Origin of the sequence: Streptococcus sanguinis (assembly GCF_050225395.1) — a bacterium.
GTDB lineage: Bacteria > Bacillota > Bacilli > Lactobacillales > Streptococcaceae > Streptococcus.
This window is the reverse complement of record NZ_CP071431.1, coordinates 1213223-1228703: the sequence shown is the minus strand read 5'-3', so window position 1 is coordinate 1228703 and position 15481 is coordinate 1213223. Positions and strand designations below refer to the sequence as shown.

Sequence of the window (15481 nt, the reverse complement as noted above, 5' to 3'; positions counted from 1 at the left end):
GCGAGTCATAAAAAATCTGGGCGCAGAAAAGAAGGTATGGATCGGATTTGCTTTTTACTGAGTTTTCACTTTTCTAGCCTTCTCAATTTCCCCTTGAATCTTATAAAGATTTTCCGAAAGGCGACCAAAGTAGAGAAGCTCTCCCATCCACTTGATGAGCTTGCTTTTTGAATTTTTTGTCAATTTATTTTGTTCTTGTTCTAGCGTAACCTCAAGCCCTTTTGAGCAAGGCTTGGTCTTGTAGGAAGTAATCGTTTTTTCACTGTGGGACGAGATTTGAATGACGTAGGTTTCATGGCGACGATAGTCCAGAATCTCATAATCAGTCTTGGTATAGACATTGTCTGACAATTTTGAGCAACGAAGTCCTTTCTTTAACCTATCTATCTTTTTTGTTTGATTGTCAGTTTGATTGATTTGATTCATAAACTCGCTTTCCAAGAAGTCATAAAATTCATCTGAAGTGACTTGAAGTTCTCTAATAATCTTCATAAATTAAGTATATAATAAGCCCTTGCGGAAAGTAACCCCCTGAGGAAAAAGAGACGGATTTTAATGAATTTTTATACTCTTTAGCTTTGTGTTATACATTATCATAAAAAACGATTAATTTTTATACACTAATTTTACGATAGGTTCTAAAATATATTAAGGGACCTACTTGAAAATAGCAGAGTAGCAGAGGTAAAGCACGTAAGAAACTATTGCTTTAAATTTTTTATAATAAATTGAGTATGAATGGCATTTGAAAATGGATACACTAAGCTAGAAAACTGTATATTAAGACAATATAAACGCTTTTGACAGTAGAATAGAGCTATAGTAAACTTTGGGTAAGAAGTCAAATTGAAAGGAGGAGTTTGTATGGAAGAATGGAATAGTTCAGCGGAGATTATTGCCATGTCCTTAATTGCCAATTCTGGTGCAGCCCGATCCTTAGCTTTTGAAGCACTTAAAAAAGCAAAACTAGCAGAATTTGATGCAGCTAAGGAATTAATGGATGAGGCAAATAGTGTAATTTTAAAGGCCCATCATTCCCAAACGGATTTATTGCAGGAAGAAGCACAAGGAAACGGTCATCAGTTGAGTATACTGCTTGTTCATGCACAAGATCATTTTATGACGAGTCTCTTGGCCATTGACCTTATCACTGAGATGATTGAGCTGTATTCCAATCGAGAAGGAGAAAAACAATGAAAATCTTATTAATATGTGCAGCCGGAATGTCCACGAGCATCCTGATGAAAAAAATGGAGCAATATGCAAGTGAACAAGGTATTGACCTCGATATCAAAGCGGTCGGATTGATGGACTATCAAGATTATGCTCAGGACTATGACGTAATTTTATTAGGTCCTCAGGTTTCTTATAAACTTGATTCTGTCAAAGAGACAGTTTCAAAACCTGTTGCCACCATCCCAGCTATGGATTATGCAATGGGAGATTGTAAGAATATCTTTCAATTAATTAAAGCAATATCTTAAGGAGGTTTTTCTGATGGAAAAATTCTTTAACAGTAAATTCATGACCAAGCTCCAGGAAATTGGTTATAAACTGGCCAACAATGTGTTTATACAGTCTTTACAAGCTGGATTGGGCTCTCTCTTGGGATTGATTACCGTGGGTTCCTTATTTCAAGTCTTAGCTGCGATTGGAAATGAAACAGCTCTAGGTTGGTTCAAAACAGGGGATGCAGTGTATAATACATTGACCTTGCCTTTCCGTTATTCAATGGATTTTATTTCTATCTGGGTTGCTATCTTCTTTGCTTATCATTATGCTAAGAATTTGAAATTAAAATCCCCTATTATGGCAGCTGTTGATACAGCAGTTACTTTCATGCTTGTGGCAGGAGCTTTTGTTGATACTGAAGAATTCTCCGGCCTGCAATTAGACTACCTTGGCTCACAAGGTATGTTTATCAGCTTCTTTATTGTCTTTGTCGTTGTACAGATTGAAAAATTCTGTTATGAAAAAGATATTAAAATAAAGATGCCTGATGTTGTGCCGCAGTTCCTGCAAGATAGTTTCGGCTCTATTCTGCCGGTATTCTTCTCCATCACTCTCTTCCTCTTGCTGAATGTTGGAATTGGAGCATTGACAGCAGGAGCTTATAATGTTCCGTCTGGTTTTATGGCTCTCTTGCGTGCACCGCTTGGCGCTGTATCATCTGTTCCAGGTATTGTGATGCTTTGTATGTTAGCGCTGATTCTTTGGTGCTTCGGTATTCATGGTACCCTCATCATTATTCCAATCATTTCTCCGCTTGGGATTCAAGCGGCAACAACCAATGCTGCTCTTCATGCGAACGGTCAGCCAATGCAATTCTTCCCAGTCTTGCTTTATACTTCTATGGCCTTGGTTGGTGGTACAGGAAATACATGGGCCCTGGTCCTGATGGGCTTACGATCAAAATCTAAACAAATCAGTGCCGTATCAAAGATTTCACTCATTCCTGGGTGGTTTGGTATCAACGAGCCAGTAACATTTGGTATGCCAATTATGTTCAACCCAATTCTTTGTATCCCTTATGTACTCAATGTGCCTATTATGATGATTTTGACTTATTTTGCTTACAAAACAGGCTTTATCATTCCAGCTTGGATTGTTGTCAGCGCTCAGTTGCCAATGGGCTTTAGTAACTATCTAACCACCCTTCGTTGGCAAAACTTTGTTTGGGACTATATCTTGATTTTACCAGCTATGTTAATCTACTATCCATTCTTCAAGAAATACGAAGAGCAATTGGTTAAGCAAGAAGCTGAAGCGGAAGCAATAGAAGCCAAAGGAGGTGCAGCAGCTTGATTGATGTAACAAAATTTTCCAGAGACTTTCTCTGGGGATCGGCTTCAGCTGCCTATCAAGTTGAAGGAGCTTGGGATGAAGATGGTAAGAGTCTATCTATCTGGGACGTCTTTGTTCGCCAGCCTAATAGGACCTTTAAAAACACTACAGGCGATGTGGCTGTGGACCATTATCATCACTATAAAGAAGATGTTAAACTGATGGCAGAAATGGGTCTGAAAGCTTATCGATTTTCTATTGCTTGGACCCGTATTTTGCCTGAGGGACGAGGAGAGGTCAATCAGAAAGGGATTGAGTTTTATTCAAATCTGATTGATGAACTTCTCAAATATAATATCGAACCCATTATCACGATCTATCACTGGGATTTGCCTCAAGTACTGCAAGATGAGTACGGCGGTTGGGAATCCAGAAAGATAATCGACGATTTCCTGTATTATGCAGAGATTCTCTTCAAAAACTTTGGAGATCGAGTGAAATATTGGATTGGACTCAATGAGCAAAATGTCTTTGTTGGACTAGGCTACAGAGATGGCTATTTCCCGCCAGGGATTAAAGACATCAAGCGAATGCATCAAGTCAATCACATTGTCAACTTAGCTAATGCGACGATTATCAAACGATTCCATGATTTAAAAATAAAAGGTCAAATCGGTCCAAGCTTTGCTTTTCCTGTCCTCTATGCTCTGGATAATCAGCCAGAAAATGTTCTAGCCATGGAGAAATCCTTGGATGTTAATGTTTGGTACTGGATGGATGCTTATCTATTGGGACGTTATCCAAAGACAGCTCTAGCTTATTTGAAAAATCAATTCGGTATAGAATTAGATATCCGAGAAGGAGATTTAGATATTTTAAAAGCAGGCCGTCCAGATTTCATAGGCGTCAACTATTACCAATCCCATACTTTTGCTGCTAATGTACCGAATGCTGAGGCTGGAGAGCCGGACCAGTTTAAGCATGTGCCAAATGAACACTTAGAGCGTACTAGCTGGGAGTGGGAAATAGATCCAATTGGTTTGCGAATTGCTTTACGACGGATTACCAGTAGATATGACATTCCGATTATGATAACTGAAAATGGGCTAGGAGAGTATGACACCTTGACAGAAGATAGAAAGATCCATGACCCATATCGGATTGAATATCTTGATAAGCATATTACAGCTGTACAAGACGCCATAGAAGATGGTTGCCAAGTCATCGGCTATTGTACATGGTCTTTCACAGATTTACTTTCATGGCTCAACGGCTATGGCAAGCGTTATGGATTTGTTTATGTAGACCGTGATGAGGAAGAAGGTGGTAGTCTAGAGCGGATTCGAAAAGATAGTTTTTATTGGTATCAAAAATTAATTAAAGAATTTGAGAATAAAAGAGATAACAGTAGAATTCATTCATAGAAAAAAGCCAGCAGTTTATATCTTCACAAACTGCTGGCTTGTCTTTTTTATTTTTCCCGCATTTGACCTTGTGGGAAGTAGGTTCCTTCTGGCATATCGTTAATAATGACATGGACAGCAGACTGAGGTGCGCCTGTATTTCTGACAACGGCTTCAGTTACTTCCTTGGCAAGAGCTTTTTTCTGCTCCAGAGTACGACCTTCAAATAAATCAATTCTAACAAATGGCATATTTTCTGCCTCCTTTATTTCGTTATTATTATTTTATCACAAATGAGGTTTTAAAGAGTAGTGAATTATGGTAAAATAATGTGAAGTAAAAATGGAGATAGTGAATTAGCAAAGATTTAAATTATGGCTCAGTTATACTACAAATATGGCACGATGAATTCGGGCAAGACCATTGAAATTTTAAAAGTGGCCCACAATTATGAAGAACAAGGCAAGAGCGTAGTCATCATGACCTCGGCTATCGATACAAGAGACGGCTTTGGGGTTGTTTCCAGTCGTATTGGCATGAAGCGGAATGCAATAGCTATTGAAGACCAGACGGATATTTTTGGCTATATCCAGCAGCTGCCTGAGAAGCCTTATTGCGTTTTGATTGATGAGGCTCAGTTCTTGAAACGCCATCATGTCTATGATTTGGCTAGAGTGGTGGATGAGCTGGATGTTCCGGTTATGGCTTTTGGTCTGAAAAATGATTTTCGCAATGAACTCTTTGAAGGCTCCAAACACCTCTTGCTCTTAGCTGACAAGATTGAGGAGATTAAAACCATTTGCCAATATTGCTCTCGTAAGGCCACCATGGTTTTACGGACTGATAACGGAAAGCCGGTTTATGACGGAGAGCAGATTAAAATTGGTGGTCATGAGACCTATATCTCAGTCTGCCGCAAGCACTATTTTAACCCCGATATTAAGTAATCCAACGATAGAAACAAAGGAGATGATGAAAAATCTATGAACATCTATGAACAGTTACAAGCGGTTGAAGATCGCTACGAAGAGCTTGGTGAACTCCTAAGCGACCCAGATGTGGTCAGCGATACCAAGCGTTTTATGGAGCTTTCTAAGGAAGAAGCCAGCACTCGCGATACAGTGACGGCTTACCGCGAGTATAAAAAAGTCCTGCAAAACATCACAGACGCTGAAGAAATGATTAAAGACGCCTCTGGTGATGCGGACTTGGAGGAAATGGCTAAGCAGGAACTCAAGGATGCCAAGGCTGAAAAAGAAGAATACGAAGAAAAACTAAAAATCCTCCTTTTACCAAAAGATCCAAACGATGATAAGAATATTATCCTTGAAATCCGGGGTGCAGCGGGAGGAGATGAGGCGCAATTGTTTGCAGGAGACCTCTTGCAGATGTATCAAAAATATGCTGAAAGCCAAGGTTGGCGCTTCGAAGTTATGGAAGCTTCTTACAATGGTGTAGGTGGGATCAAGGAAGTGGTTGCTATGGTTTCGGGGCAGTCGGTCTACTCAAAGCTTAAGTATGAATCTGGCGCTCACCGCGTACAGCGGGTTCCTGTAACCGAAAGCCAAGGCCGCGTTCATACCTCAACAGCTACTGTCTTGGTGATGCCAGAAATCGAAGAAGTAGAATATGACATTGATCCTAAAGATTTGCGGGTGGATATCTACCACGCGTCTGGTGCTGGCGGACAGAACGTCAATAAGGTTGCGACTGCGGTTCGTATCGTCCATCTGCCAACCAATATCAAGGTTGAAATGCAGGAAGAGCGTACCCAGCAGAAGAACCGGGATAAGGCTATGAAAATCATCCGAGCTCGCGTGGCAGACCACTTTGCTCAAATTGCTCAAGATGAGCAAGATGCAGAGCGCAAGTCAACGATTGGTACTGGCGATCGCTCGGAGCGGATTCGCACCTATAATTTCCCGCAAAACCGGGTGACAGACCACCGTATCGGATTGACTCTGCAAAAGCTAGACACGATTTTAGCTGGCAAACTGGATGAAGTCGTTGACGCTCTGGTTCTCTATGACCAAACGCAAAAACTAGAAGAGTTGAATAAATAATGACATTGGCTCAATATTTGGCAGATCTAGAGCAGGAGCTAGTAGCAGCAGGAGAAGAAGCAGAAAGCCTGTCTTTCGTTTATCGAGCTCTCAATAAGCTCTCCTTTACCGACTTCGTTCTCAAACTTCGGACAGAAGTCAGTCTGGAAGACCGTGAACAGCTAAAAGCAATTCAAGGGCAGGTTCTTGCTCATAAGCCAGCCCAGTATATCATTGGGAGCAGTGACTTTCACGGCCTGACTCTCAAGGTTGATGAGCGGGTTCTGATTCCAAGGCCTGAGACGGAGGAGCTGGTGGAGCTGATTTTGTCAGAAAATCCCGAAAGTTCTCTTTCTGTCTTGGATATAGGAACGGGTAGCGGAGCCATAGCTCTTGCATTGGTAAATAGCCGTCCAGACTGGCAGATTACTGCTTCAGATCTTTCGAAAGATGCTCTTTCCTTGGCAGCGGATAATGCTCAGTCCTGCGGACTCAGCCTCACTTTTGTCCAATCTGATTGCTTGGATTCAATCCAAGGAAAATTTGACATCATCGTCTCCAACCCACCCTATATTTCAGAAGCGAATAAGAATGAAGTTGGACTTAATGTTTTGACCTCAGAACCTCACATGGCCCTCTTCGCAGAGGAGGATGGCTGTGCCGTCTATCGGAAAATAGCAGAGCAGGCGGGGGACTATCTGACAGAAAAAGGAAAAATCTATCTGGAAATTGGTTACAAACAAGGAGATAGCGTCAGAGAATTGCTGAAGAAGTCCTTCCCTCAAAAACAAATCCGAGTTCTGAAAGATCAATTTGGCAAAGATAGAATGGTGGCGATGGACAATGGATAAGATAGAAAAGACTCTGGCAGCAGGTGGAGCAGTTGTCCTGCCGACAGAAACTGTTTATGGCCTCTTTGCCCAGGCTTTGAATCAAGAGGCGGTGGAACGAGTATACGAATTAAAACGAAGACCTCGTGACAAGGCTCTTAATCTCAATGTGGCTAGCTTGGAAGAGATTTATGCCTTTTCCAAGAATCAGCCCAGTTATCTGAAGCAACTCTATCAAACCTTTCTACCTGGACCGCTGACTATTATCCTTCAAGCCAACGACCGAGTGCCGACTTGGATAAACTCAGGTATGGAAACCGTGGGCTTTCGGATTCCTAAACATCCAGTTACGTTGAACTTGATTCGTAAGTATGGTCCCTTGATTGGTCCATCCGCTAATCTTTCTGGAAAAGCTAGTGGAACTTCTTTCCAGCAGATTATGATGGATTTTCAAGAGGAGGTCTCAGGAGTAGAAGATGATGCCGCTTTGACAGGTCAGGATTCAACAATTTTGGACTTGTCTGGAGAAAAGGCACTTATTCTACGCCAGGGAGCGATTACTCGCGAGGATATTCTCGCCCAAGTAAATGATATAAAATTTTAACTTTTAGGACCTAAGGTCCTATTTTCGCAAAAGAAGGGAGACACCTTATGATTTTTGACCAAGAAGACTACAAAGTATTTGACCCAGAGATTTGGGAAGCTATTGCTAAAGAAGAAGAACGTCAACAGCATAATATTGAGCTGATTGCTTCAGAAAATGTCGTTTCTAAAGCTGTCATGGCTGCTCAAGGTTCTATTTTGACCAATAAATATGCCGAAGGTTATCCAGGTCGCCGTTACTATGGTGGAACAGATGTAGTGGATGTGATTGAGAGTCTGGCAATTGAACGCGCCAAGGAAATTTTTGGTGCCAAGTTTGCTAATGTTCAGCCTCACTCAGGCAGCCAGGCAAATTGTGCAGCTTATATGGCTTTGATTGAGCCAGGTGATACAGTTATGGGGATGGATCTGTCTGCCGGCGGCCACTTGACTCATGGTGCATCAGTCAGCTTCTCTGGCCAAACCTATAATTTTGTATCTTATAGCGTTGATCCAGAAACAGAATTGCTGGACTTTGATGCTATCCTCCAGCAAGCCAAGGAAGTACAGCCTAAGTTGATTGTGGCGGGTGCTTCAGCCTACTCTCATATCATTGACTTTTCAAAATTCCGTGAAATCGCTGACGCTGTAGGCGCCAAGCTCATGGTCGATATGGCCCACATCGCTGGACTAGTCGCGGCAGGCCTCCATCCAAGCCCTGTTCCTTATGCAGATATCACGACAACAACGACCCACAAGACCTTGCGCGGACCTCGAGGTGGCTTGATTTTGACCAATGATGAAGAATTGGCTAAGAAAATCAACTCAGCCATCTTCCCAGGCATTCAAGGCGGGCCATTGGAGCATGTCATTGCAGCCAAAGCAGTTGCCTTTAAAGAAGTGCTTGACCCAGCTTTCAAGGTTTATGCCCAGCAGATTTTGGATAATGCCCAAGCCATGACCCAAGTCTTCCGTCAGCATGACAAGTTCCGTGTGATTTCTGATGGTACTGAAAATCACCTTTTCTTAGTGGATGTCACTAAGGTTGTAGAAAATGGGAAAGTAGCTCAAAATCTCTTGGATGAAGTCAATATAACCCTTAATAAAAACTCCATTCCTTACGAGACTTTGTCACCGTTTAAGACTAGCGGAATTCGTATCGGTACAGCAGCTATTGCAGCTCGAGGCTTTGGTGTAACAGAAAGTATCAAGGTAGCCGAGCTTATTATCAAGGCTCTGGAAAACGCTGAAAACGAAGCGGTGCTGAATCAGGTGCGGGCAGAAGTTCGCGAATTGACGGACGCTTTTCCACTCTATGAGGGCTTGAACTAAGATGGATATTTACGTAAAAAAAGCGATTATTCATCAATTCAGCCCAGCTGATACCGAACTACTGCTGGCGGATAAGTTTCTCAACATTACTCCCAAGATTGAAGAATACCTGCGCAAGAAGATTGAGCGGGTCTATTCTGACGATGCTAAAACAGGTGTTTTCGATCCCGAAAACGTCTTTTTAGCCCAGCTTTCAGACGACCTACTGGAAACATCAGTGACAGTGGCCAAGCTCTGGCAGGAGGAGTTTTCTGTCAGTGAAAACCAGAAAACCAACGATCTGATTTTTGTTCAGTTTGACAAAGAAGGTGTGGAGCACTTTGCTTTTCTGCGAATCGCTCTGCGGGAAACTCTGACCCACTTGGGTGGTGAGGTAGACAATCCTATCAAGCTGACGCAGAACAATCTGCCTGGCTTTGGTACGGGAGCAGACGAGGCTTTGGTCATCAATCTCAAATCTCGCAAGTACCATCTGATTGAAAAGCGCATCAAGTATAACGGTGCCTTTCTCAATTATATGTCAGATAATCTCTTGCAGGTCAATCCGACAATCTCAGCCAAGAAATCAATTAAAGCGCTTGAGAAGACAGCTCAGAAGGTTGCCGAAAGTTTTAATAAAGACGATTTTCAGTTCCAGTCCAAGGTCAAATCCAGTATTTTCAAAAATTTGGAAGAAAATGACGAACTGTCGCCTGAAAAGTTAGCCGATGATCTTTTTGACAGCAATCTAACTGCCCGACTTACCTTTATTGACCAAGTCAAGGAAGCTATTCCTGAGCCAGTCAAGTTTGATGAGATTGATAGCAGCCGCCAGAAGAAAAAGTTCGAAAATCAGAAACTCTCCCTTTCAAATGGAATTGAACTCATCGTTCCTAATAATATCTATCAGGACGCAGAGTCGGTAGAATTTATCCAGAACGATAACGGAACCTATTCTATTTTGATTAAGAACATCGAGGATATCCAAAATAAATAATGTTTAAATTTCTAAGAAGACTGATTTTAGTCCTTTTCGTGCTCTTTGCCGGCTACAAGATTTATCAGGTTCATCATGATGTCAAGCAGGTCATGAAGTATCAGACGTTGGTCAGAGAAGTGCTGGACGAACAGGATACGGCGGCCAATGAGGAATTGGTACTGGCCATGATTTATACAGAGACCAAGGGAAAAGACACCGATGTCATGCAGTCCAGTGAAAGCGCGACTGGTCAGACTAATGCCATCACGGACAACAAAGAAAGTATTCGCCAAGGAGTTCAGACCTTATCTGATAACCTAGAGTTGGCCAGCGAGAAAAAGGTGGATGTTTGGACAGCAGTACAAGCCTATAATTTCGGTCAGGCTTATATCGACTACGTTGCTAAAAACGGTGGCGAAAATACGCTGGAGCTGGCTAAAAAATATTCCAAAGATGTAGTAGCACCAAGCTTAGGAAATGTAACTGGCAAGACCTACGGCTACTATAACCTGATTTCAATTTTCCACGGTCCAGAACTCTATATCAACGGCGGTAATTATTATTATTCCCGTCAGGTCAAGATGAACATGCACATCATGCGCCTCTTAAAATGGTTTTAGAAAGAAGTTTTCAAGCTTCTTTCTTTTTTTGATGGTGAAGTAATAATCCAGATATTTGTAACCATGATAGATACATGATATAATTTTGTACATCTATCATAAAAAGGAATGAAAAATGAACAAGAAACTTGGTTTTAAGCTCCTCATTCTGGTTTTGGTGACAATTGCCGGTCTAACAGCTTTTTACAACCATAAAGAAGCCACTAGCCTCAATACAAAACAATATGTGCAGTCAACAACGCCAACCTTGTTTTTCCACGGTTTTGGATCCAGCTCTAATGCTGAAAACCATATGACAGAGGCTGCCAAAAAGGCTGGAGTCACTCAGACAATTATCACAGCAAATGTCAGTAAAAATGGGCAAGTAAGCTTATTAGGAGAGATACCGAAAGGTGCTATCAATCCCATTATTAAGGTAAACTATGAAGATAACCGCAATGCCGACTACGCTCAAGATGGTAGGTATGCAGCAGCTGTGATTCGCAAGCTACAAGAAACTTATGGCTTTGATAAGATGAATCTGGTAGGTCATTCGATGGGGAATATGTCCATCCTCTTTTATATGCTGGAGAACGGTCAGGATGAAAAGCTGCCCGAGCTGCAAAAGCAGGTCAATATTGCCAACCATGTTAATGGTCTGGAAGGAAGGGACTTGCCTGAAGATTTGAGTATCTTAGATGACCAAACTGGCCAGCCTAGTGCTATGAGCCAGACTTATCAAAATCTACTGGGATTACGAGAAGTTTACCCGCAAGATCAGGTAGATGTTCTGAACATTTACGGTGATTTTAAAAATGAATCCGACGGTTCTGTCCTCAATATTTCTTCTCGCAGTCTCAAATACCTTCTGATTGAAAATGCTAAATCTTACCAGGAAAAGAAAATCACAGGTCAGTTGGCTCAGCACAGCCAATTGCATGAGAATCCAGAAGTAGACGAATTACTAATTGACTTCCTTTGGAAAAAGTAGAAAAGAGCAGTTACTGGCACATAAATTCAGTGACTGTTTTTTCTTTGAACTTCTTTGAGAAATGTTGTAAAATGTATCTATTATCTCAAGCCCTCAATGGATGAGATAATAATAACTCCATCATTGCAGCAACTCAACTGAAGCCCTCTGAACATCAAAAGGAGCGGAATTCACAAGCTCAAGAAACAGAAATTCGAGGCACTCAGATAAAAAGTTTGCTCTATAAAAAAGCTATAGAATTTGGGAAACTATAGCGGGGGGAAAAGAGGAAAAAATATGAAATTCAAAAAAACTTTAATGACAGCAGGAGCCTTGCTGGCTACTCTGTTTACTGTATCGACCGCAGCTGCCGATTCAAATGTTCAAAAAGTCATTGATGAGACATACGTGCAGCCAGAGTATGTGCTGGGTTACTCCTTAGATGAAAGCCAAAAACAGCAGACCTTGCAGATGCTGGGCTACAATTCATCTAGCGACAGCAAGCCACTTAAGACCATGACACCGGAAGTCTACTCTAAGATTATGGATGTTGCCAACGACCCTAGCCTACAGCTTTATTCTTCTGTAAAAATCCAGAAGTTAGGCAGCAATAAGCCGTTAGAGGTGAAAATTGTCACTCCGCAAAACATCACTAAGGTTACAGAAGATATGTATCGCAATGCAGCTGTTACTCTGGGTGTTCAGCACGCGCAGATTACCGTTGCGGCACCAATTCCGGTAACAGGTGAGAGCGCCTTGGCAGGGATTTACTACTCTCTGGAAGATAATGGAGCGACCATTCCTCAGGAAAATAAAAACCTAGCACAGGAAGAACTGGCTGCCCTTTCTGGTATCAATGCTGAAAACACAGGTAAGGAAGGCTATGACGCAGACAAGCTCAACGTGGCTCTGGCTGATATCAAAGCGGCTATCGCCAATGCTAAGAAGAACAACAGCAATCTGACAGCAGATGATGTCCGTAAAATTGTTGAAGAAACCTTGAAAAACTACGGTCTGACTCAGTCAGTGACCAGTGACCAAATCAACCTCATCGTGAATTTCGCTGTTAATCTTTCAAACAGTGGAGTCATTACAGATTCTGACTTTACGAAGACCCTTAGTGACTTGAAAGACAGTATTGTTTCAAAGGCAGGGGATACCTTTAACAATATTAACCTCAACTTTGATGCAAACGGCCTCATTCAAGAAGGCGGTAATTTCTTTTCTAATATCTGGAATGCCATCGTCAACTTCTTTAAAGGATTGTTTGGCGGTTAATTCCAAGACTGTATTAAAACAAGGCTAGAACATTTTAGTTCTAGCCTTGTTTGTTTCTACAGTTATCATTTAAAATAAGATTTGTTTGTTACTCCCACTCTACAGTTGCAGGTGGTTTGCTGGTGATGTCGTAGACGATGCGGTTGACATGGTCTACTTCGTTGACGATACGAACAGAGATTTTTTGCAGAACCTCCCAAGGAATCTTGGCAAAATCAGCTGTCATACCATCGATAGAAGTGATAGCGCGAATCGCAATTGTGTAGTCGTAAGTCCGGCCGTCTCCCATGACCCCAACAGATCGGACGCCAGTATTAACAGTAAAGTATTGCCAGATGTCGCGGTCAAGACCAGCTTTTGCAATTTCTTCGCGGAGAATAGCATCAGATTCGCGGACAGTTTCTAATTTCTCCTCAGTGATTTCTCCCATAACACGAATAGCAAGTCCTGGTCCTGGGAATGGCTGGCGCCAGACAATTTCATCAGGCATACCAAGCTCGGTACCCAAGGCACGCACTTCATCCTTGTAGAGCGTGTTCAGTGGCTCAATCAGCTCAAACTGCATGTCTTCCGGCAGACCACCAACGTTATGGTGAGACTTGATAGTCTGAGCGGTGTCAGTTCCGGACTCGATAACGTCTGTATAGAGAGTCCCTTGAGCCAAGAATTTCACATCTTTCAGTTTGCTGGCTTCGTCGTCAAAGACATAGACAAACTCGTTTCCGATGATTTTACGTTTTTGTTCTGGATCTGAGACACCGGCTAGTTTGTCAAGGAAACGTTTAGCAGCGTCTGCCTTAATGATATTCAACCCAAATTTGCCGCCCAGCATATTCATGACCTGATCTGCTTCGCCTTTACGCAAAAGACCATGATCCACAAAGATACAGATTAGTTGATCACCGATTGCTTTCTGCAAGAGAACACCGACGACAGAAGAGTCTACACCACCAGAAAGCCCCAACAACACCTTCTTGTCACTAACGGTTTGGCGGATTTTTTGAATTTCCATGTCAATGAAGTTATCCATAGACCAGTCGCCTTTGGCTCCACAAATATTCAGAGCAAAGTTGCGCAGGATATCATAGCCAAACTCCGAATGACGAACCTCAGGGTGGAACTGAATGCCGTAGATTTTCTTAGCAGGATTTTCAATTGCTGCAAAAGGACAGTCAGCAGAAGTACCAGTACGGACAAAGTCAGCAGGAATTTCTGTTACTGCATCTCCGTGGCTCATAAGAACTAACTGGCTTTCAGGCGTACCGTTGAAAAGGCAGGAATTAGCAGTATGTGACAGAGTCGACTGACCATATTCTCGATTTCCAGCATGACCAGCAGGGACAACCTTGCCGCCTAGCTTGTGAGTTAAAAGCTGCATACCATAGCAGATCCCCAAAATCGGGATTTCCAACTCGAAAATTTCCGGATCAATATCAAAAGAGCCGTCTTCATATACAGAATTTGGACCTCCTGAAAGGATAATCCCGACAGGCTGGATAGCACGGACTTCATCAGCGGTAATCTTGTGGCTTTTAAGCTCAGAAAAAACACCTATTTCACGAATGCGGCGTGAAATCAGCTGGTTGTACTGGCTGCCGTAATCAAGCACGATGATCTTTTCGACATCTTGCAATTCAGTTCTAGTTGTCATCAGTTCCCTTTCTTAAAAGAAGTAATCTTTTCCCCTCATTTTATCACAAAAAAGGAATTTTTCCAAGGTAATAAGGAGCAAGAGTGATGAAAAAACGAATATGAGTCTTTATTTGGCTAAACAGCTAGAATCGTGAGAAAAGCAAGCATTTGAGAGCTGATCTTTATCATTTAGTTTGACATTTGAAGTATTTGGTACTAAAATAAAGGAAGGTACCAAATAAGAAAGAAGAGCCAACATGTTACCCGCATATATCAAAATTCATGATCAGATTAAGAAGGACATCGACGATGCCGTTTGGGAGATTGGGGAGCGCTTGCCCAGCGAGCGAGATCTAGCCGAAACTTTTAAAGTCAGCCGTATGACGCTGCGTCAAGCCATCACACTCTTGGTTGAGGAGGGAGTGCTGGAGCGTCGAGTCGGGAGTGGCACCTTCGTTGCCAGTACACGTGTTCAGGAGAAAATGCGCGGCACCACCAGCTTCACAGAAATCATGAAGGCGCAAGGCAAAACGCCATCCAGCCAGCTTATTTCTTATCGGCGTACCCTGCCGAGTGAGCAGGAAGTGGAGAAGCTAGGCATCCATAAGACGGAAAATGTCATTCGGATGGAGCGGGTTCGCTACGCTGACGATTTGCCGGTGGTCTACGAGGTGGCTTCAATTCCAGAGAAGTTCATTAAGAATTTCAAAAAAGAAGAGGTGACTAGTCATTTCTTCCAGACCTTGCAGGAACATGGCTATAAGATCGGCAAGTCCCAGCAGACTATCTATGCTCGGCTGGCAAAGGAGAAAATCGCCAATTACCTTGATATTCCCCGTGGCCATGCTATATTAGGACTGACTCAGATTTCTTTCTTTGACGACGGAACAGCTTTTGAATATGTAAAAAGTCAGTATGTTGGCGATCGTTTTGAATTTTATTTGGAAAACAATTAATTATTGCAAAACTCTTGGTTATCACTAAGAGTTTTTTACTTGTTTTTTACACAGAAGAAAAAGCTGATTGAAGTTTTGCAATCTCATATTTCGAGTGTTTATTTCCCTTGTCGGA

At 42.2% G+C, this 15481-nt stretch carries 17 protein-coding genes; 14 read left to right on the top strand and 3 right to left on the bottom strand.

Annotation, left to right across the window (positions count from 1 at the left end):
• Window positions 1-54: 54 nt before the first annotated feature.
• On the bottom strand, window positions 55-492 hold the full coding sequence (locus tag J1C81_RS06215) for a DUF3284 domain-containing protein (RefSeq protein WP_002915241.1): 438 nt from the start codon (window positions 490-492) through the stop codon (window positions 55-57).
• Window positions 493-864: 372 nt separating this feature from the next.
• Between J1C81_RS06215 and J1C81_RS06210 the strand changes: the two genes are divergently transcribed.
• From J1C81_RS06210 to J1C81_RS06195, 4 genes are read left to right on the top strand one after another with little or no spacing between them, the layout of a single operon-like run.
• Complete coding sequence (locus tag J1C81_RS06210; protein ID WP_002915240.1) at window positions 865-1197, top strand: PTS lactose/cellobiose transporter subunit IIA; 333 nt, start codon at window positions 865-867, stop codon at window positions 1195-1197.
• Window positions 1194-1484 (top strand): PTS sugar transporter subunit IIB, encoded by a 291-nt coding sequence (locus J1C81_RS06205; protein ID WP_002915239.1) that lies wholly within the window; start codon window positions 1194-1196, stop codon window positions 1482-1484. Before J1C81_RS06210 ends, J1C81_RS06205 begins: the two co-directional genes overlap by 4 nt.
• Window positions 1485-1497: 13 nt before the next feature.
• On the top strand, window positions 1498-2805 hold the full coding sequence (locus tag J1C81_RS06200) for a PTS sugar transporter subunit IIC (protein ID WP_002915238.1): 1308 nt from the start codon (window positions 1498-1500) through the stop codon (window positions 2803-2805).
• Window positions 2802-4208, top strand: coding sequence for a glycoside hydrolase family 1 protein (locus J1C81_RS06195; protein WP_002915237.1), 1407 nt, complete (start codon window positions 2802-2804; stop codon window positions 4206-4208). Before J1C81_RS06200 ends, J1C81_RS06195 begins: the two co-directional genes overlap by 4 nt.
• Window positions 4209-4255: 47 nt before the next feature.
• Here the strand turns inward: J1C81_RS06195 and J1C81_RS06190 are convergent, their stop codons facing one another.
• Window positions 4256-4456, bottom strand: coding sequence for a 4-oxalocrotonate tautomerase (locus tag J1C81_RS06190; RefSeq protein ID WP_223310287.1), 201 nt, complete (start codon window positions 4454-4456; stop codon window positions 4256-4258).
• Window positions 4457-4561: 105 nt separating this feature from the next.
• Here J1C81_RS06190 and J1C81_RS06185 point away from each other — a divergent pair, with 105 nt between their 5' ends.
• From J1C81_RS06185 to J1C81_RS06145, 9 genes are all read left to right on the top strand, one after another.
• Window positions 4562-5134 (top strand): thymidine kinase, encoded by a 573-nt coding sequence (locus tag J1C81_RS06185; RefSeq protein WP_002912422.1) that lies wholly within the window; start codon window positions 4562-4564, stop codon window positions 5132-5134.
• A gap of 36 nt (window positions 5135-5170) precedes the next feature.
• The gene (gene prfA, locus J1C81_RS06180; RefSeq protein ID WP_002895522.1) at window positions 5171-6250 is read left to right on the top strand and encodes a peptide chain release factor 1; all 1080 of its coding nucleotides are present in this window, start codon (window positions 5171-5173) and stop codon (window positions 6248-6250) included.
• A complete protein-coding gene (gene prmC / locus J1C81_RS06175) occupies window positions 6250-7080 on the top strand; it encodes a peptide chain release factor N(5)-glutamine methyltransferase (RefSeq protein ID WP_002915234.1) in 831 nt (276 codons plus the stop codon). Before prfA ends, prmC begins: the two co-directional genes overlap by 1 nt.
• Window positions 7073-7663, top strand: a complete 591-nt coding sequence (locus J1C81_RS06170; protein ID WP_002915232.1) for an L-threonylcarbamoyladenylate synthase — start codon at window positions 7073-7075, stop codon at window positions 7661-7663. Before prmC ends, J1C81_RS06170 begins: the two co-directional genes overlap by 8 nt.
• Window positions 7664-7710: 47 nt before the next feature.
• The gene (gene glyA / locus J1C81_RS06165) at window positions 7711-8973 is read left to right on the top strand and encodes a serine hydroxymethyltransferase (RefSeq protein ID WP_002915231.1); all 1263 of its coding nucleotides are present in this window, start codon (window positions 7711-7713) and stop codon (window positions 8971-8973) included.
• A gap of 1 nt (window position 8974) precedes the next feature.
• The gene (locus J1C81_RS06160) at window positions 8975-9949 is read left to right on the top strand and encodes a nucleoid-associated protein (RefSeq protein ID WP_002915230.1); all 975 of its coding nucleotides are present in this window, start codon (window positions 8975-8977) and stop codon (window positions 9947-9949) included.
• The gene (locus J1C81_RS06155) at window positions 9949-10551 is read left to right on the top strand and encodes a lysozyme family protein (RefSeq protein ID WP_002915229.1); all 603 of its coding nucleotides are present in this window, start codon (window positions 9949-9951) and stop codon (window positions 10549-10551) included. Before J1C81_RS06160 ends, J1C81_RS06155 begins: the two co-directional genes overlap by 1 nt.
• Window positions 10552-10666: 115 nt before the next feature.
• Window positions 10667-11521, top strand: a complete 855-nt coding sequence (locus J1C81_RS06150) for an alpha/beta hydrolase (protein WP_002915228.1) — start codon at window positions 10667-10669, stop codon at window positions 11519-11521.
• Between the two features lie 276 nt (window positions 11522-11797).
• Window positions 11798-12778, top strand: coding sequence for a DUF1002 domain-containing protein (locus J1C81_RS06145; protein ID WP_002915227.1), 981 nt, complete (start codon window positions 11798-11800; stop codon window positions 12776-12778).
• A gap of 88 nt (window positions 12779-12866) precedes the next feature.
• Here the strand turns inward: J1C81_RS06145 and guaA are convergent, their stop codons facing one another.
• Window positions 12867-14429 carry a glutamine-hydrolyzing GMP synthase gene (guaA, locus tag J1C81_RS06140; RefSeq protein WP_002915226.1) on the bottom strand — a complete coding sequence of 521 codons (1563 nt, stop codon included), beginning with the start codon at window positions 14427-14429 and terminating at the stop codon, window positions 12867-12869.
• Window positions 14430-14667: 238 nt separating this feature from the next.
• Here guaA and J1C81_RS06135 point away from each other — a divergent pair, with 238 nt between their 5' ends.
• Entirely contained in the window at window positions 14668-15366 is a 699-nt protein-coding gene (locus J1C81_RS06135; RefSeq protein ID WP_002915219.1) for a GntR family transcriptional regulator, read from the top strand.
• The last annotated feature ends 115 nt before the right edge of the window (window positions 15367-15481 follow it).